The organism is Ruegeria sp. HKCCA4008 (assembly GCF_013033125.1).
Lineage (GTDB): Bacteria > Pseudomonadota > Alphaproteobacteria > Rhodobacterales > Rhodobacteraceae > Ruegeria.
In genome coordinates this window covers 280,040-297,911 of record NZ_WQDM01000001.1, presented here as the reverse complement: position 1 = coordinate 297,911, position 17,872 = coordinate 280,040, and the positions used below count along the sequence as shown (strand labels likewise).

Genomic DNA, 17,872 nt, shown 5'->3' with positions numbered 1-17,872 from the left:
TGCAGGCGGCGCCGACCACAGGCCAGCACCACCCACCAGGGAGAATCAATAGGCTTCGTCGATGTGATCGGCCGCATTGTCCTTGGTGAAGATGCGGTCTTCGACCTTCACCCATTCCGGGATCGTCTCGCCAGCCGCGTATTTCTTCATGACTTCACAGGCCAATGGGCCAAAGAAGGGCGAGCTTTCCACCGTTACCCCCATCTTGCCATCGATAATGGCCTGAAGCGCGTCGCGTGTCCCGTCGATCGAAACGATGGTCACGTCCTCGCCGGGCTTGCGGCCAGCGAGTTCCAAAGCCTGAATCGCGCCGATCGCCATCTCGTCATTATGGGCGTAAACCACGTTCACGTCTGGATGCGCCTGAAGCAGGGTTTCCATCACTTGTCGACCCAGGTCGCGTGCAAAATCACCGGTCTGAGAGGCCACGATCTCAAAACGGTCATCCGCTGCAATCGCGTCGTCGAAACCTTTTTTGCGGTCATTTGCAGGTGAAGACCCTGTCGTGCCTTCCAACTGTACAATGATGCCTTTGTCGCCGTCGAAATTCTCTATCAGCCATTGTGCGGCCCGGCTGCCCTGATCAATGAAGTCGGACCCAAGGAATGCCACGAAATGCTCGCCCGGCTTGGCAACGGCCGGATCAACCGAGCGATCCACCAGAAAGGTCGGAATGCCGGCGGCACGAGCCTTCATAACGGCCGGGATCAGCGGCTTTTCTTCCCGCGGGGGCAGGAACAGAACGTCGATACCTTGCGCGATCATGCTGTCCACATCCGCAACCTGCTTGGCAGCAGATCCAGCCGCATCCGTCGCGATCAGATCCCAGCCACAGGCCTCGGCCGTGTCATGGAACGATTTCGTCTCAGCAATGCGCCACGGATTGTTCGACTCCATCTGCGCAAAGCCGACCTTGTAGCGATCCTTCTGCTCAAGCGGTGGTAGATCCTGTGCCATCGCCGTAGTGCCCAAGAGCGCACCCGCGACAACAGTCGAGATCAAAAGAGTTCTGCGTTTCATGGTGATTCCTCCTCCATTGGTGCGGTCGCCTCCGTTTTGACCGCAAGTTTTCAGGTCATGCCCAATTCATGTAAGTCGTCTGTTTCCTCAGATAGCCATCGAAGCCATAAGCGCCGTCTTCACCCCCAACACCGGACAGCCCCCAACCGGTGTGAAATCCCTGCACGGCTTCGCCATTCGAGCGGTTCAGGTACAATTCGCCGAACTTCAAACTGCTCGGGGCCTCCATCAATCGGCGGTGCGATGCCGTAAAGAGATAGGCAGACAGCCCGAATGACGTGTCATTCGCAAAACTTATCGCTTGTTCAAAATCCTCGACTCGCATGGCTGTCGCGACGGGACCAAAGACCTCCTCTTGCATCGCGGCATTGCCGTTGTCGGAGACCTCGAGAACGGTCGGGGACATCCAGTGGCCCTTGCGATGCGCATCGTCCGTCAAGGGCCCACCTTCGAGATGGACCGTGGCACCTTCGGCGATGCTGCGTTGGATGATATTAGCGACCTTGGTCACCTCGACTTTACTGACTTTGGGACCCAGATCGCAGTCTTCCATGGGATCCCCGATCGACAAAGCACGGGCTGCGGACACGAATTTTTCAAGGAACTGATCCGCAATGTCGTGATGCAGATACATCCGCTCGTTGCAGGTGCAAATCTGGCCGCAATTGGCAAACCGGGCGCCAATGGCGGCCGAGACTGCGGCATCAATATCCGCATCCTCCATCACTATGAACGGAGCCTTACCGCCAAGCTCGAGCCGGACGACCTTGATCCGGTCGGCCGCGGCGCGAAATATCTCTTTCCCGGCGCGTGTGCTGCCGGTCATCGTGATCAGTGACGTATCGGGGTGTTCGACCAGCCGCTGCCCCACCACCGGCCCCTTCCCCGTCAGAACATTCAGAACACCGGGCGGAAACCCGACCTTGTCTGCAAGCTCGGCGACCGCAAGGCCGGACAACGGCGTGATTTCATGCCCCAACAGAACAACGGTGTTGCCCGCGACCAACGCGGGTCCGACTTTCCTGGCGGCCAATGCCAAGGGATAGTTCCAGGCTGTCAACGCAACGACAACCCCATAAGGATGACGCCGGATCTGGATTTCCTCGGACGTGTTGTCCGATGCCACTATGTCACCCGAAATCCTCCGGGCCTCTTCAGCTGCATGGCAAAGAAAAGTGACGGCGGCATCTACTTCACCTCGGGCTTGCGAGATCGGCTTGCCCTGCTCGGCCGTGATCAGAGCTGCCAGACGACCGGCGTCGGCCCGGATAGCCTCGGCGAGCTTCAGAACCAATCGCGCCCGCTCGATCGCCGGGCGCGAACACCACGCGCCAAAAGCGCGGCGGGCCGCCTCGACCGCTGCGTCCGCATGAGCAGCAGTGCCATCTGGAACTTGCGCAACGATCTCTTCATTTGCAGGGTTCTCGACATCAACCGTGCCCGCGCCAAAGTCGGCAAAGCGGCCATCGACAAACATCGAATGGCGAATGACTTGACCCAACTCCCCCACTACAGATCGCAATTTCGCCTCCCGCGCTTGCTCGGCCAAGCCACAGTGGCGACCGCACCGTCGATCAAAACACTAATAATATTATTTCGTCAACACTAATATTAATTATTAGTTACTAATATTAGTTGCGCACCTTCTGCATAGTCGATAAAAAGGATGCGAACAAAAAGGTTGAGCGATGAACAATCAAGCGAACAAAGCCGGGCAGCACAGGGGTGTGGGACGAGTCGCGGGCCGGCAGCGCGTAACGATGCACGACATTGCACGCGTCGCCGGATGCTCGCAGACGACAGTATCGCTGGTCCTCAACAAAAACGATTCCGTCAAAATCTCCGAGGACACCAAGCAACGAGTCCTGGACGCCGCCAACACGCTTGGATACGCCATGCCCTCTCAACTCAGGAAACCCCAGGACAGCGCGCGCCGGCCAGCGGCGTTGGACGGAACCATCGCTTTTGTCGTGGATGATCTGGCGTCGAGCCCCGAAATGGTAAACGCGTTCAACGGCGTGAAACAGGCCGTTCGGGACACCGGAAATCTTGTATTGCTGGCAGAAACCCAAAACGACCCCGAGGTCGAGCCCAGAACGCTTAGTTATTTCCTCGACCAACAGGTTGCGGGCATCATTTACGCAACCGTTTTCACCCGGCGGGTGGTTGTTCCGGAAATCCTCAGGCAGACCGCTACCCCGGTTCTGCTGCTGAACTGTTTTTGTGACGACCTCTCTTTTCCTGCGGTGATCCCCGGCGAAGTCGCTGCTGGACATACGGCGACCAACGCCCTGATCAAGGCTGGGCACAAGCGAATCGCCACCATCACCGGCGAGCCGTTCATGGAATGCGCCGCAGGACGAACGACCGGATATAGAAACGCTTTGGCTTCTGCCGACATTCCATTTGACGAGGACTTGGTCATCGAGGGCAACTGGCTGCCCAGCGCAGGCTATGCTGCCACGCGTGAATTGATGGACCTGCACTCTCCGCCAACCGCCATTTTCTGCCAAAATGACCGCATGGCGATCGGCTGCTATGAAGCGCTCAAGGAACTTGGCCTGTCCATCCCCGAGGACATCTCGGTCATCGGATTTGACGATGACGAAACCGCGCGACACCTGTCGCCGCCCCTGACCTCGATGATCCTTCCTACTCGGGCGATGGGACGCTGGGTCGTCGAACAACTGTTCCACGGACCGTTGGATGGTCAGCGGCACCCTCTCGTGAAGCTTGAATGCGAACTGGTCGAGCGCGACTCGATCAGCGAACCCAAACGCCGGACCTGAAGACGAAATCATGACGGAAACCTTCGATCACATCGTCATCGGCGGCGGCTCTGCCGGCGCCGCAGCTGCAGCGCGACTGGTAAACCAAGGCAAGTGCAGGGTTCTGGTGTTAGAGGCCGGTCATTCGCATCGCCATCCGTTGCTGGACATGCCGCCGGGCATCTTCAAGATGATCAACGGGTCAAAGTTCATGACCTATCACAAAACTGAACCGCAAGACCATCTGGACGGTCGTGTGCATGACATTCCGCAGGCCAATGTGTTGGGCGGCGGGTCTTCCGTTAATGCACAGGTCTATATGCGTGGTCGCCCTTCTGATTATAACGCGTGGGACGACCTGCTACGAGCGACCAATGACGGGGTCGGCTGGGGATGGGACGATGTGCTGCCCTATTTCCGCAGGATGGAAGACAATAACAGGCTTCACAATGACCTGCATGGAAGCGATGGTCCGGTGCAGGTTTCGGATCCAGGGCATATCGATGACATGTCCCGTTGGTTCGTCCAGTCGGTTCAGGCCCTTGGCGAACCATTCAACACGGACTTCAACGGCGCTACGCAGCGTGGTGTCGGGTTCTATCAGTTCACCAATCGCGCTGGAAAGCGCAGCTCGTCGGCCTATGCTTTCCTCGCCCCTCTAGAGATGAACCCGAACTTGACCATCCGGCTTGGCGCAACGGTCAGCAAAGTCATCATTGAGAACGACAGGGCCGTCGGGGTGCAGTACCGGGACAAACGCGGAGCAAACACCGTCCGGTGCGATGGCGAGGTTGTCCTTGCTGCGGGCGCTCTGGTCACGCCGAAAATCCTAATGCTGTCAGGTATCGGACCGGATGCAAAACTTGCAGAACACGGTATTCCCGTCATCTGCCCATTGCCCGGCGTCGGACAGAACCTGATCGACCACCCCGAAGTTCCTATCACCGCCTTTGCCAATGGTCCTTACGGATATTTCAAACAAGGTGAGGGCTGGCGGGTGCTGCGCAACGGCATCCAGTTCAAACTGTTCGGCAGCGGCCCGGTGACTTCCGCCGGGGTCGAAGCCGGCGCCTTCGTCAATCCGTCGAACCCCGATGGAGAGCCGACCATTCAGGCCTTTTGCGTGCCTATCGTCTATCTGGATCGCGACGCGCTGGATGAGGTGCAGGATGACTTTGGCCTGACCGTGACGACGGTGGTGGTCAAACCGAAATCACGCGGAGAGGTTTGGCTTCGCTCGGCCGATCCTCTCGCCATGCCGGTGGTCTCGCCCAACCTTCTGAAGCATGAAGACGACATGCAGGAGATGATCCGGGGGCAGCGGTTCTTTCGCCGGGCATTCACGTCCGGCCCGCTTGCGCGAAGGATCCGCGAAATCGTCATTCCAACAGCGGATGACGATCAGACGCTGCGAGCACATTGCAAGCGGTTCGTGAAAACCAACTATCACCCGGCGGGCACCGCGAAAATGGGCCGGGACGGCGACGGAATGGCCGTGCTGGACGCCAGAATGCGCGTGCGCGGGATCGAGAACTTGCGGGTGTGCGACATGTCCGCCGTGCCGGACATCAACGCCGGCAACACAAACGCGCCTGCCATGATGCTGGGTGAACGATGTGCCGACTTGATCCTTGGCATCGGATCGGCCCGCGAGATACACAATTCCTGACCTGAGCTGCGGCGTCACCATTGGTCGATCCAACTTCTGGCGCAATGATATGGCCCCCGCCCTGCCCGTTGCACCGAAAACAGAATACCCTGCCTCAAGCCGTCAGGACGCTCCCCGCTAAAGGTGCAGGAGCGTGTGGCAAACGCCCTACAGAAAGTTGTCCCGCCCGGGCGTGAAACAATCGATCAACTCTCCGGCAGTCAGGCAAACACACCCATGGCTTGCGCCAGAAGGAATGATCAGGCTGTCAACAAGTCCCACCCAAAGCGACCCTCCCAGAACGCGACACTGAGCCCGGGGCCTGTCTCGTGCGCCGAGGGTACGGTCTGCTTCGCCTCTGATGGATAGCGCATGCGTCAAATCGCTGGAATTTCGGCTCAATTCCGGATCAGAAAACACAACTGAAGTGAGACAGGTATGAGTGGCGGGGAGACAGGGATTCGAACCCTGGGGACGCTCTCACGCCCAACGGTTTTCAAGACCGCCGCATTCGACCACTCTGCCACCTCCCCGTCGAAAGCAGGGTCTAAGGCGAACTTCGCGCAGAGGCAAGTCGAAATCGGGAAATCTTGCCGAAGCTCATGCAGCGGTCTTTCCATGACACTTCAGCCACGTTATGATCCGTACGAAAGACCGCAACAGGCTGGCACACAGAACCAGCAGATCGGCAGTGGGGTTCGGAAAACGAAACCCCTTCAGGCAAGGGAAAAGCAGATGAAGCGAGCGATCGAGACACGCCCGGGGCCGAAACGGCTGGCGTATCTGGCGTTGACTTTGACGATACTGGCCGGATGCGAAGAAGTTTTGTCAACTTCTGAATCGACTGAAAAACCGGAAGACAATTCGGGAAAAACAGAACTCCTGCCCGAGGTGACTTCCGGCTCTCAGCGTGATGTCGAGGCCCCTGAGGTTTTTCAGACAACCGAAGCAGGGCTTTGGGATGGCCGGCCTTCTCTTGGCGGGATATGGGTTGCGCACCCGGATGCGTCCCAACCTGAACGTGTCGTGATCAAAAACACGTCCAACAACAAATCGGTGACCGGCGCCCTGTTCCGGCGCGAGCGCAACTTGCCCGGGCCTGCGCTTCAGGTCTCGTCCGCTGCCGCGAAAGAGCTGGGAATGCTCGCGGGTGCGCCGACAAAAGTCAGTGTCGTCGCACTGCGCCGGGAGAAGCTGGAAGAACCGTCGTCGGAGGATACGCCAGAGGCAGAAGAATCGGCCGCTGAAACCACGGCTGCGGTTGCTGATGGTGCTTCCGACACGCAAGCGTCCGCAGAGCCGGAAAAACCGGTCAAACGGAAGTGGTGGCAGAAAAAGGAACCAGCCGCCGCCGCGGCTGGTACGGCTGCGGTTGCAGCCGGTGCGGCCAGTTCATCCGATGAGACGGCTGAAGACGTCGAGCCCGCAAGCGAAGATGCCGAGACGCCCGCATCAGCCGACGATCAGGTCGACGCACCTGCCGAAAAACCTGCCAAGCGGAAATGGTGGCAGAAGAAAGCCCCCGCCGCTGCGGCTGCGGGAACGGCCGTGGCTGCGGCAGACACAGCAACCGACAGCGCAGAGGTAGCCGCCGAAGCCGCTGCGGTCGTGGCGTCGCCCTCTTTGTCGGATGCACCGGTCACGCCCCCTGCCGAAAAACCTGCCAAGCGGAAATGGTGGCAAAAGAAAGACCCCGCCGCGATCACCGAAACACCGCTGGACCCGGTAGAGGGGGCCGCAGCAGCAATTGATGCGTCAGACGCCACGCCTGTTGCAGCAGCCACAACGTCGGCGACATCTTTGAGCAAACCGTATGTTCAGATTGGAACTTTCAGCGTTGAGGCAAACGCCAAGTCAGCAGCCCAAAAGGTGCGTCGCAACGGAATGCCCACTGTTGTTCGGGAACTGAAAACAGCGAATAGTACAGTGTGGCGCGTGCTGGTTGGCCCCGCCACAACCCGGGCCGAGCGCAAAGCCTTTCAAAAGGACGTGAAAGACCTTGGCTTCAAAGATGCGTTCACGGTAACCGACTAATTCAGGGAGGCGTAACATGCTGTCCTCAATACGAACATCTGTTCTGGCTCTTGGGCTTGCCGTTCTGGCGATACCAGCCCAGGCTTTTGATACATCCGCCCGCGCGGCTTACGTGATCGACCAAACCACCGGTACCGTGCTGCTGTCGAAAGAAGCCGACCAACCGTTGCCGCCTGCGTCGATGTCCAAGCTCATGACGCTTTATGTTGCGTTCGAAGCATTGCGGGACGGACGCTTGACGCTGGACGAAACTCTGCCTGTTTCGGAACACGCGATGAGCTATGGCGGCTCGACGATGTTCCTGAACACGCAGGATCGCGTTCGTGTCGAAGATCTGCTGCGCGGCATTATCGTTTTGTCGGGCAATGACGCCTGCGTCGTCATTGCCGAGGCGCTCAGCCCGGATGGAACCGAAGCGGGATTTGCGCGATACATGACCCAGCGGGCCAAGCAGATGGGTATGAACAATTCGAACTTCGCAAATTCGAACGGCTGGCCCGCCGCCGGGCATATGATGTCGGCTCATGATCTGGCCGTTCTTGCAGACCGGCTGATTACCGACTTTCCGGAATACTATCCCCTTTTCGCCGAAGAAGTTTTCGAATTCGATGGCCGCGCGCCGTCAAACGCCCGCAACCGCAACCCGCTGCTGCGGCTGGATATCGGCGCAGATGGCCTGAAAACCGGCCATACACAAGAAGCGGGCTATGGCCTTGTCGGGTCCGCCAAACAAGGCGACAGGCGTGTGATCTTTGTGCTGACGGGGCTCGACAGCACCGGCCAACGGGCAGAGGAGGCTGAGGCCGTGGTTAACTGGTCGTTTCGAAATTTTGTCGAGAGGACAGTTGCCACCGCGGAAACGCCGATAGCCGAAGCCAAACTGTGGATGGGCGAGAAAAAGACCGTGGGGCTTGTTCCCGAAGGTGATCTGAATGTGCTGTTCCCGGTTCTGGGCACTCAGAATGTCGAGGCCGAAGTGGTCTATGAGGGCCCGATCAACGCGCCCGTCAAGAAAGGTCAGCAACTGGCCGAACTGGTTATCAAGCCCGAAGGGCTGCCGGAAATCCGGCGCCCGCTGGTGGCAGCCGAAGATGTTGCGATTGGCGGGTTTGTGGTGCGTATGCTGACCGTCGGCGGTATCGTATTGAAAGACGTGATCAACAACCCGCTGGAGTCGATGTGACGAAAGCGGGGTTATTTCTGACCTTCGAAGGCATTGACGGTTCAGGCAAGTCAACGCAGGCGCGGATGCTGGCGGAACATCTGCGTGCGCAGGGTCGCGAGGTGGTACTGACGCGCGAACCCGGCGGTTCCGCGGGGGCCGAGGAAATTCGCAGCCTGGTTTTGGAGGGCGACCCGGATCGCTGGTCGGCCGAGACCGAGATCCTGCTGTTCACAGCAGCCCGCCGCGACCATTTGGAGCGTACAATCGAACCCGCCTTGGCGGCAGGGAAGGTGGTGATCTGCGACCGCTTTGCTGACAGCACGCGTATGTATCAGGGCTTGTCCCGGGGTGACCTGCGAAATCTGGTGGATCAGTTGCACAGCCTGATGATCGGGCGCGAACCGGACATGACGCTGCTGATCGACATGGACCCCGAAACCGGCCTGGCCCGCGCCAAGGGGAGACAAGGCACCGAAGAACGGTTCGAGGATTTTGGCCCGGAATTGCAGAAGAAGATGCGCGCCGGCTTTCTGGCGCTGGCCGATGAGTTCCCCGACAGGTTTCACATCGTGGATGGCAACAGGGACATGGACAGCGTTGCGCAGGATGTGACAGAAATCGTCCAGGCAGCACTGCGGTAGACGATGAGCGACGATATCCCTTCTCCGGATCAGGTGCCGGGCGCACCACATCCGCGCGAAACCGTTCGGCTTTTTGGCCAGGATGCGGCTGAACAGGCATTCCTGACCGCCTACACGTCGGACCGTTTGCATCACGGTTGGCTGCTGACAGGGCCACGCGGTGTCGGCAAGGCGACCCTTGCCTGGCGAATTGCAAGGTTTCTGCTAGCCACGCCGCCGGCCGAGGATGGCGGCTTGTTCGGCGCGCCGCCTCCGCCCGAGACGCTCGATATCGATCCCGATCACCCGGTGGCCCATCGTATTCAGGCCGGGGCAGAACCGGGTTTGGCGGCGATAACCCGGTCGCTGAACGATCAGGGACGGCTGCGCGGTGAGATCGTCGTGGATGACATCCGCAAGCTTGGAAAGTTTTTTGGCCTGTCCTCTGCGGACGGCGGCCGCCGCGTCGTGATCGTGGATTCAGCAGACGAAATGAACGTCAGCGCCGCCAACGCGTTGCTGAAAATGCTGGAAGAGCCGCCTGCCCGCACCACCCTTTTGCTGGTATCGCATCAACCCTCACGCCTGTTGCCAACCATCCGTTCGCGCTGTCGCACGCTGCGCCTCGGTCCGCTGAACGCGCAAGACATGCAAGCCGCCCTGTCACTAACGGAAACCAAAATTCCCGCGCAGACAGAACACCTTGCCGCGCTTGCCGCAGGTTCAGTCGGAGACGCCGTGCGTTTGATCAATCTGGGTGGTCTGGACATCTATGCCGAACTGATCGCCATTCTGGGCACCTTGCCCCGCATGGATCGCCAGCGCGCGCTGGCCCTGGCCGAAGCGGCAGCACAGCGCGGCGCGGCGGACCGGTTCGAACTTTTGCTTACCCTGATCGACATCGCTCTGTCACGGCTGGCCCTGACCGGAGCAACGGGCACGCCCCCGCTTCCGGAAGCCGCCCCCAACGAGGGTGAAACACTGGCGCGTCTGTCAGCATCGCCAAATCAAGCCCGTCGCTGGGCCGAGGTCGCCGCAACGATCACATCCCGAGCGCGACATGGTCAGGCAGTCAACCTTGACCCTGCCGCTCTGGTCCTAGATACGGTGTTCAAGATACAGGAAACTGCCGGTCAGAACAGATGAGCGACACCCCCCAGATTACCGACAGCCATTGCCATCTGGACTTCCCGGATTTCGAAGGCCAGTTGGACGACATCATCGCGCGTGCTGCCCAGGCTGGCGTGACCCGGATGGTGACGATCTGCACCAAACTGCGCAACGAACCCGCCGTCCGTGCGATTGCCGAAGCCCACGCGCCGGTCTTCTATGCCGCCGGCACACACCCGATGAGCGCCGCGGACGAGCCATTGGCCTCGGTCGATGATCTGGTCGCCCTGACACGGCATCCCAAATTCGTCGGTATCGGTGAAACCGGCTTGGACTACCACTATACCGCCGACAGTGCCGAAGTGCAGAAACAGTCATTGCGCATTCATATCGAAGCAGCCCAGCGCACCGGGCTGCCCCTGATCATTCACGCCCGCGCAGCTGATGAAGATATGGCCCGCATTCTGGCCGAAGAATATCGCAACGCACCCTATTCCTGCGTCATGCACTGCTTCTCATCGTCGGCTCAATTGGCCAAGGCCGCGCTGGAGCTGGGGTTTTATCTGTCCATGTCCGGCATCGCAGCCTTTCCCAAAAGTCAGGAGTTGCGCGATATCTTCGCAAACGCCTCGGTGGACAGGATTCTGGTGGAAACTGACGCACCCTATCTGGCCCCGCCGCCCTATCGCGGCAAACGAAACGAGCCGGCCTATACTGTGCACACGGCCCAAAAGGGGGCCGAAATCTTTGGCATGGACTATGCCGCCTTTGCCGACCAGACACAGGCGAACTTCGACCGGCTGTTTACCAAAGCGGCATCGTACAAGGCCGCCGCATGACCGGCTTCCGATTTACAATTCTGGGCTGCGGGTCCTCTGGCGGCGTGCCGCGGCTGGGCGGTCAGTGGGGCGATTGTGACCCTGCGAACCCCAAGAACATCCGACGCCGCTGTTCGATGCTGGTCGAACGCGACGGGCCAGATGGGACAACCTCGGTTCTGATCGACACCACACCAGATATGCGCAGCCAGTTGCTGGATACAGGTACAGGGCGGTTGGACGGGGTCGTCTATACGCACTCTCACGCAGACCATGTGCATGGAATCGATGATTTGCGCATGATCGTGTTCAACATGAAAACCCGCGTTCCCGTTTGGGCGGATGGCGACACCCAGAACGCCTTGTTGGGGCGGTTTGGATACGCGTTCATTCAGCCGGAAGGCTCTCCTTATCCTCCGATACTCGAGCTCAAGTCCATCGACGGTCCATTTGAAATCGACGGCCCCGGCGGCCCGATTCCGTTTCGTCCTTTCAAAGTGAATCACGGTTCGATCGATTCCCTTGGATTCCGCATTGGGCAACTCGCCTATCTTCCGGATGTCGCCGAGATCTACGACGATGCCTGGCCCGAAATGAAAGGGCTGGACTGCCTTGTCATCGATGCCCTGCGCCGTTCACCTCATCCAACGCATGCCCATCTGGAAAAGACGCTTGGATGGATCGAAGAACTACAACCGAAGCGCGCGGTTCTGACCAACATGCATATCGATCTCGACTATGCGACCGTCGATGCGGAAACCCCCGACTACATCACCCCCGCCTTCGACGGGATGGTGATCCATCAGTCGCAGTAGGCCGCTGCCCGTCGCCCGCATGATATCGCAGCAGGCCCGTCGCACGGGGGCCACATGCTGCAAAGCCTGATCGACGTCATTCTTCCGGTTTTCCTTGTGATCGGGGCCGGGTATACGGCGACCCGCACGGGGTACTTCAAAGAAGCGCATGTCGATGGGCTGATGAAGTTCACCCAAGGCTTTGCGATTCCCTGCCTTTTGTTCCTGGCCATCGCGCATCTGGACCTCAGCGCCAGTTTCGACCCCCGGCTTTTGGCCAGTTTCTATTCCGCCGCCGCCCTGTGTTTCACAGCAGGCCTGTTCGGCGCACGCATTATTTTCGGGCGCGATTGGGAAGATTGCGTTGCAATCGGGTTTTGTTGCCTGTTCTCAAACTCTGTCCTGCTGGGTTTGCCGATAACCGAACGCGCATATGGGCCCGAGAACCTGACCGGCAACTACGCGATCATCGCCTTCCATTCTCCGTTTTGTTACGGCGTCGGGATCACGGTGATGGAGGTCGTGCGAAATCGCGGCCATGGTGGCATGCGCATGGCACGGTCTGTTTTGTCCGCAATGTTCAAGAACGCGCTGATCCTTGGTATCGCCCTTGGGTTTCTGGTCAACCTGTCCGGCCTGGCAATCCCTGCGGTGGTCGACGAAGCGCTGGGGTTGATCACCCGTGCTGCCCTGCCCGGGGCGTTGTTTGCCTTGGGCGGTGTGCTGGTCAAATACAAGCCCGAGGGCGACCTGCGCACCATTGCTTATGTTTGCTGTATCTCTTTGATGCTGCATCCCAGCCTGGTGTGGGTGTTCGGCAAATCCACGGGCCTGCCGCAGGATCTGTTTCGGTCGGGGGTTTTGAATGCGGCCATGGCTCCGGGTTTCAACGCCTATATCTTCGCCAACATGTATGGTCGCGCAAAACGGGTCGCAGCGTCGGCGGTCCTTATCGGAACAGCCTCGTCCATTCTGACCGTGTGGCTATGGCTGACACTTCTGGGCTAACTGAGGTGTTGACTTCAGTTTGATGTGAAACACCTATCGCGCAACGCAGCAGGAGATCCGAATGTCACATGCCATAATTGTCGCTCATGGCCAACCGTCAGACCCGGAACCGGCCGAAGCTGCACTTGCGGCATTCGCCGCCAAGGTCAACGCGCTTACCGGGCATGTAGCGGTGGATTCGGCCACCCTGGCAGCGCCGGGTGCGTTGGAGGCGAAGCTGGACCGCGCGCCCGAAAACGCGGTCATCTATCCACTTTTCATGGCAAAAGGGTGGTTTGTCACCAGCGCGCTACCCAAACGGCTTGGGGATCATCCGGCGCAGATCTTGGACCCGCTTGGAATTGACCCGGACCTGCCGGACCTGACCGCAGAAGCCCTGCGATCGGAATTGTCCGACAAACACTGGGCCGCTCTGTCCACCGATCTGGTCATTGCCGCGCATGGTTCCGGGCGCAGCCGGAACCCGTCGACCGTGGCGTTGCAGTTTGCGAAACAGCTTGCGGAACTGATTGCGTTCAAGTCCGTTCGCGTCGGTTTCGTCGAAGAGCCACCTTCCATATCTGACGTTGCAAACGGTACCGAAGGTCAGGCGCTGTGCCTTCCGTTCTTTGCCTGTGCCGGAGGGCATGTGCAGGAAGACGTCCCGCAAGAGCTGGATCGCGCGGGGTTTTCAGGCGTGGTCCTGCCGGTGGTGGGAGAGTTGCCTCCGATCCGGCAACAGATTGCCAAAAAGATAAATGCGGCATTCGATTCAGCCTGAAGCCCCGATACGTGCCCATCGTGTTTTCTGAACGAATTCAGGTTTGCGCCTTGCTCAACGCTGAATACATGCGATGGCAAGACCGGCCGTCGCGCTTGGCCTGATAAAGGGCCAAGTCTGCTGCGTGAAGAATGTCGGCGGCGTTGGGGCAGTCGAACTGCGTGGACAAGGCGGTGCCAATACTGGCCGAGATCGAACAACTCTGATTCTGAAAGGTCATCGGCTCATTCAACCTTGATATCAGACGACCGGCAATGCAGGCCAGAGTATCTTCCCGAGTCAGATCTTTGAAAATAATGACGAATTCATCCCCGCCGACCCGGGCCACGGTGTCGTTGCTTCGTGTTTCTTGCTGCATGATGCGGGCGGCCTGCTGCAAGACGAAATCACCCGCCGCATGACCCAGCTTGTCATTCACGGCTTTGAAAAAGTCCAGATCCAGATGCATGAGCGCGAAAGTTGAATTTCCCGAAATCAAATGCTCGAGCAAGTGATCCATCGCCCTGCGGTTCTTCAGTCCGGTCAATGTGTCGGTAAAGGCCTGCTCTTCGGCTGCAAGCATCGCACCCTGTAGCCGCAGGTTGAGAGAGCGGGATGCCTCCATCGCGGCGGATTTGGCTTCGACCAGATACAACAGCTCAATCGCCAGATCCGTCCCCGAGAAATCCGCACTTGTCAGCGCATAGTCCCGCACCGCATCCAAAATCGAGATGCCAAATGACAGATTGATGACCGCGCCACCGGAATGCGGCAAAGGAGCGACCAGGCCTTTGAGGGTTGTGCGCGGTTCATCATGAAACCTCAGATGCAGCTTCGCCCCCGCCATTGACATCAGGGCTGGAATGGTGGTGATCGTTCTGGGGCGGATCAGTTCAAACACATCCAGAAATCCCTGCCCCACCAGCGGCAGTCCAGGTCGCAACTTTTGCAGGGTCGGACCTGCTTGCTGAATATGCCCGTTTTGGTCCACCAACAGGAACATCGGGCAAAGCGTTTCCAGCAGTCCTGCCAGTTCTTGGGTATCTGTCATCCGTTCCGAGCCCCCAGATCAAAATGCCGCCCCTCAGCAAAGGCGCTTTCAACCAACATGATGGAAATTACATCACTGCCTTGCTGCTGCCCCTCGTGTGACAGCATCACCAGCGCACCATAGTCATCCGCCATTGCGCGCAGGACCCCGACCATGACATTGGAATACCCTGGCAGGCCCGGAGAGCAACTCAGCTGAAATTCCGTGGCTGACAGCTCTCTCAGTTCCAAGGCCGGCAGGGTCAAATCAGACACGGCCAGCCGCACGCGGTCCGCCAGATCGTCGAGCGAGTGAAGAAATTCCACGTAGCTGACGCCGCCGAACCTGAGAAGGCGGCGCAGCCCTTCCATATTCGGATGAGACACGAGATACGTTCCCAGGTCCTCAAAGACTTCGGCTTGCGGCCGATCGAGGTCGGCGCTCAGCGCCTCCATTACCTTGGACGTCATGTCATCGTCATAGACGAGCATGGCTTCAAACTCGACAAACCCCAGCCGCGCGGCGTCGGTCACGCGCAACCAGCAGGATCGCCCGTAGGTCGCACAGACAAAGGACTGTATCGCTCGATTGATCAGACCATGCATCAGATGCCCCAGTTTGGTGTCCTGTGCACTGTGGCCGAAAAAACCTTAACAAATAGCCAAAATCCACCCTGAGTTGTAGCGAATTCAACCGAGTATCAGCGCGATACCACCTGTCCGGTCAGAAATCCGTGGGCGCGCCGCCTTCCGCTTTGCGGCGTTCGACAAAAGCGGCCAGTTCCTCGCGAATGCCTTCATCGATCAGGGGGGCTTCAAAGCTCGAGATGATCTCCTTGAACATGTGATGCGCGCGTTCTGCCGTCCAGATACCGCCGGCGGCCTCCCATCCTTCATAGTTTTTCCAATCACTCAGGAAGGGTTGATAGAAGGCCGTGGTATAGCGATCCTGCGTATGCTGAATGCCAAAGAAATGACCGTCATTGCCAACTGCCCTGATCGCATCCAGTGCAATCTCGTCCGGCCCTGTGGCGGTTAACTCGGGGTTCATATAGCGTTGAATCTGCTGTAGGATTTCGCAATCCATGACGAACTTTTCCGGGCTGGCGATCAGGCCGCCCTCAAGCCAACCGGCTGCGTGGTAGACCATATTGGTACCCGATTGCACGGCGGCCCAAAGCGAGTTTGAAGTCTCCCACACCGACTGCCCGTCAGGCACGTTTGCCGCACAAACACCTGAAGACCGCATGGGCAAACCATAGAACCGCGCCATCTGGCCGGTCATCTGGGTCGAACGCATGTATTCCGGTGTTCCAAAGGCGGGCGCGCCGGATTTCATATCCACATTCGACGTGAATGTACCGATCACACAGGGGATACCGGGGCGCACGTATTGGAACAGCGCAATGGCACACAGCGCCTCGGCCAAGGACTGCGCCACGGCACCCGCCATGGTTACGGGGGCCATCGCACCCGCCAGCGTAAAGGGCGTGACAACTATCGCCTGACCACGCCGCGCCAGGCGCAGGCACCCGTCGATCATCGGGTGATCGTGTTTCAGCGGCGAGGTCGAGTTGATATTGGTGTACATGCGCGGCGCGGCTTCGAACTCCTCGTGGCTCAAACCGCCTGCGATGCGCACCATTTCCATTACATCTTCGACGCGTTCCTTGCCCAGCGAATAGGCATGCATCGCCTTGTCGGTCAGGGTCAGCTTGTCGTACAGCACATCCAGATGGCGCACGCTGGCGTGGATATCGACCGGCTCGACCGGGTATCCACCGGCGAAATGGATGCAGTTGAAATATTGCGTCAGCTTCAGAAGGTTTCGGCACATCTCGCGATTGCCCGGTACTTTTTTCCCGATCTCCATGTCCCAGTAATTCGGCGGGGAAGAGACGTTGCCGAACAGGATGTTCTTCCCGCCGATTTCGATCTTGCGATCCGGATTGCGAGGGGTGATCGAAAACCGGCTGGGAGCCTTGGCGATCATCTCCATGACAAAGTCCCGCCCCATGCGGACATTGTCGCCGTCGATGGTGCAACCCGCCTCGCGCAGGATACCTATTGCCTCTTCGTTGTAAAACTCGATCCCGATCTCTTCGAGGATGCGCATCGCCCCTTCATGGATCGCTTCGATGCCGGCCTGATCCAAAGGTTCTGTGGGTCGATCGATGTTGACCGGCGGGTCCCAGGGCATCTGGTCAATCGCTGCACTGCCCCTGCGCGCAGCCGCCCCTGCGCGCCCTCCTCCGCGGCGCTTGCGTGTCTTGGTCTCGGCCATCGGTGCCTCCTGTTCTTGCTTTCGTCAAGCAAGCCCCGAAGAGACGTCTATGGCCGCTCCGTCTGCGACAGAATATGTCGGTTTTTCATCCCGTTTTGTCGAATCTCGGATTTGAAAATCAGATTTTGGCCAACCATTCGGGAATATGTCCGATATCCGGCAAAATCACATCCGCCATCGGAGCCAATGCATCCGCCTCGGCCAAACCGGTCAAAACACCGATCGTGGTCATCCCCGCCGCACGCCCTGCCTGCAAGTCATGAAGACTGTCCCCCACCATCGCGATACGAGATGGCTCGACCCCGATATGGGCGGCAAAGGCCAGCAACTGGCCCGGTCCCGGCTTGAACCCGTGACCACTGTCATACCCGGCGACGAAATCGAAATGCCCCCTTATCCCGACAGATTCGAGATGCTGCAAAGCGGGATGTTCACTGTCATTCGTCGCAACGCCCAGCTTGATTCCGGCATTTTGCAGACCTTCCAGAAAAGGAACCAATTGCACGGCGGGCACCTGCGGGGCCGAGGCGGCCTCGGAGTTCATCAAATCGATGATCTCCTGCAAGGTCACGCCATCGACATGGGCAATCAAGACTTCTGCGATTTCCTCGACCGTGGCGGCGATTACAATGCTGTCTTCGGTATATTTCCCTTGCTCGAAATCATATCCGATGACACGGCCAAGCTCGGTCGCGCGATCTTCGTCCCCGTTGGACAGGCGCAACAGCATCGCGCGTCCGAACCCTCCCCACGTATTTGCAAAGTCAAACAGCGTGCCATCTTTGTCAAAGATGATCGCATCTATCGGCATCCGGTGCTCCTGCGAAAAATATGG

Annotated in this window: 16 protein-coding genes and 1 tRNA gene; 10 read left to right on the top strand and 7 right to left on the bottom strand. The window is 58.9% G+C overall.

The genetic code is table 11. The annotated features are described in order from the left end of the window. Positions 1-45 precede the first annotated feature (45 nt). Positions 46-1,020, bottom strand: a complete 975-nt coding sequence (locus GOW60_RS01475; RefSeq protein WP_171227980.1) for an ABC transporter substrate-binding protein — start codon at positions 1,018-1,020, stop codon at positions 46-48. Positions 1,021-1,075: 55 nt separating this feature from the next. After that, a complete protein-coding gene (locus GOW60_RS01470) occupies positions 1,076-2,542 on the bottom strand; it encodes an aldehyde dehydrogenase family protein (protein ID WP_217355439.1) in 1,467 nt (488 codons plus the stop codon). Between the two features lie 238 nt (positions 2,543-2,780). Here GOW60_RS01470 and GOW60_RS01465 point away from each other — a divergent pair, with 238 nt between their 5' ends. Together GOW60_RS01465 and GOW60_RS01460 are read left to right on the top strand one after the other, a co-directional pair. Then, entirely contained in the window at positions 2,781-3,809 is a 1,029-nt protein-coding gene (locus GOW60_RS01465; RefSeq protein WP_171228342.1) for a LacI family DNA-binding transcriptional regulator, read from the top strand. Positions 3,810-3,819: 10 nt separating this feature from the next. Beyond that, complete coding sequence (locus GOW60_RS01460) at positions 3,820-5,457, top strand: GMC family oxidoreductase (protein WP_171227979.1); 1,638 nt, start codon at positions 3,820-3,822, stop codon at positions 5,455-5,457. Between the two features lie 422 nt (positions 5,458-5,879). Here GOW60_RS01460 and GOW60_RS01455 read toward each other — a convergent pair. Next, positions 5,880-5,969 (bottom strand) — tRNA-Ser (locus GOW60_RS01455). Between the two features lie 202 nt (positions 5,970-6,171). Between GOW60_RS01455 and GOW60_RS21390 the strand changes: the two genes are divergently transcribed. The 8 genes from GOW60_RS21390 (at position 6,172) to GOW60_RS01415 (ending at position 13,745) form a co-directional block, all read left to right on the top strand. Continuing rightward, positions 6,172-7,470 (top strand): SPOR domain-containing protein, encoded by a 1,299-nt coding sequence (locus GOW60_RS21390; protein WP_171227978.1) that lies wholly within the window; start codon positions 6,172-6,174, stop codon positions 7,468-7,470. 16 nt (positions 7,471-7,486) lie between these two features. Further along, on the top strand, positions 7,487-8,653 hold the full coding sequence (locus GOW60_RS01445; RefSeq protein ID WP_152458554.1) for a D-alanyl-D-alanine carboxypeptidase family protein: 1,167 nt from the start codon (positions 7,487-7,489) through the stop codon (positions 8,651-8,653). Next, on the top strand, positions 8,650-9,276 hold the full coding sequence (gene tmk, locus GOW60_RS01440; RefSeq protein ID WP_171227977.1) for a dTMP kinase: 627 nt from the start codon (positions 8,650-8,652) through the stop codon (positions 9,274-9,276). Before GOW60_RS01445 ends, tmk begins: the two co-directional genes overlap by 4 nt. A gap of 3 nt (positions 9,277-9,279) precedes the next feature. After that, positions 9,280-10,401, top strand: coding sequence for a DNA polymerase III subunit delta' (locus GOW60_RS01435; RefSeq protein WP_171227976.1), 1,122 nt, complete (start codon positions 9,280-9,282; stop codon positions 10,399-10,401). After that, positions 10,398-11,204 carry a TatD family hydrolase gene (locus GOW60_RS01430; protein WP_171227975.1) on the top strand — a complete coding sequence of 269 codons (807 nt, stop codon included), beginning with the start codon at positions 10,398-10,400 and terminating at the stop codon, positions 11,202-11,204. The genes GOW60_RS01435 and GOW60_RS01430 overlap by 4 nt, the downstream gene beginning before the upstream one ends. Beyond that, the gene (locus GOW60_RS01425; protein ID WP_171227974.1) at positions 11,201-11,998 is read left to right on the top strand and encodes an MBL fold metallo-hydrolase; all 798 of its coding nucleotides are present in this window, start codon (positions 11,201-11,203) and stop codon (positions 11,996-11,998) included. Before GOW60_RS01430 ends, GOW60_RS01425 begins: the two co-directional genes overlap by 4 nt. 54 nt (positions 11,999-12,052) lie before the next feature. Beyond that, positions 12,053-12,985 (top strand): AEC family transporter, encoded by a 933-nt coding sequence (locus GOW60_RS01420; protein ID WP_171227973.1) that lies wholly within the window; start codon positions 12,053-12,055, stop codon positions 12,983-12,985. Between the two features lie 61 nt (positions 12,986-13,046). Continuing rightward, positions 13,047-13,745 carry a CbiX/SirB N-terminal domain-containing protein gene (locus GOW60_RS01415; RefSeq protein ID WP_171227972.1) on the top strand — a complete coding sequence of 233 codons (699 nt, stop codon included), beginning with the start codon at positions 13,047-13,049 and terminating at the stop codon, positions 13,743-13,745. A 37-nt stretch (positions 13,746-13,782) separates the two neighbouring features. Here the strand turns inward: GOW60_RS01415 and GOW60_RS01410 are convergent, their stop codons facing one another. The 4 genes from GOW60_RS01410 to GOW60_RS01395 all read right to left on the bottom strand — a co-directional run bounded on the left by GOW60_RS01410 (position 13,783) and on the right by GOW60_RS01395 (position 17,848). After that, positions 13,783-14,775, bottom strand: coding sequence for a GGDEF domain-containing protein (locus tag GOW60_RS01410; protein ID WP_171227971.1), 993 nt, complete (start codon positions 14,773-14,775; stop codon positions 13,783-13,785). Next, positions 14,772-15,359, bottom strand: a complete 588-nt coding sequence (locus tag GOW60_RS01405) for a heme NO-binding domain-containing protein (protein WP_171227970.1) — start codon at positions 15,357-15,359, stop codon at positions 14,772-14,774. The genes GOW60_RS01410 and GOW60_RS01405 overlap by 4 nt, the downstream gene beginning before the upstream one ends. Positions 15,360-15,477: 118 nt before the next feature. Beyond that, positions 15,478-17,037 carry a trimethylamine methyltransferase family protein gene (locus tag GOW60_RS01400; protein ID WP_171227969.1) on the bottom strand — a complete coding sequence of 520 codons (1,560 nt, stop codon included), beginning with the start codon at positions 17,035-17,037 and terminating at the stop codon, positions 15,478-15,480. A 118-nt stretch (positions 17,038-17,155) separates the two neighbouring features. Further along, the gene (locus GOW60_RS01395) at positions 17,156-17,848 is read right to left on the bottom strand and encodes an HAD family hydrolase (RefSeq protein ID WP_171227968.1); all 693 of its coding nucleotides are present in this window, start codon (positions 17,846-17,848) and stop codon (positions 17,156-17,158) included. Between the last annotated feature and the right edge of the window lie 24 nt (positions 17,849-17,872).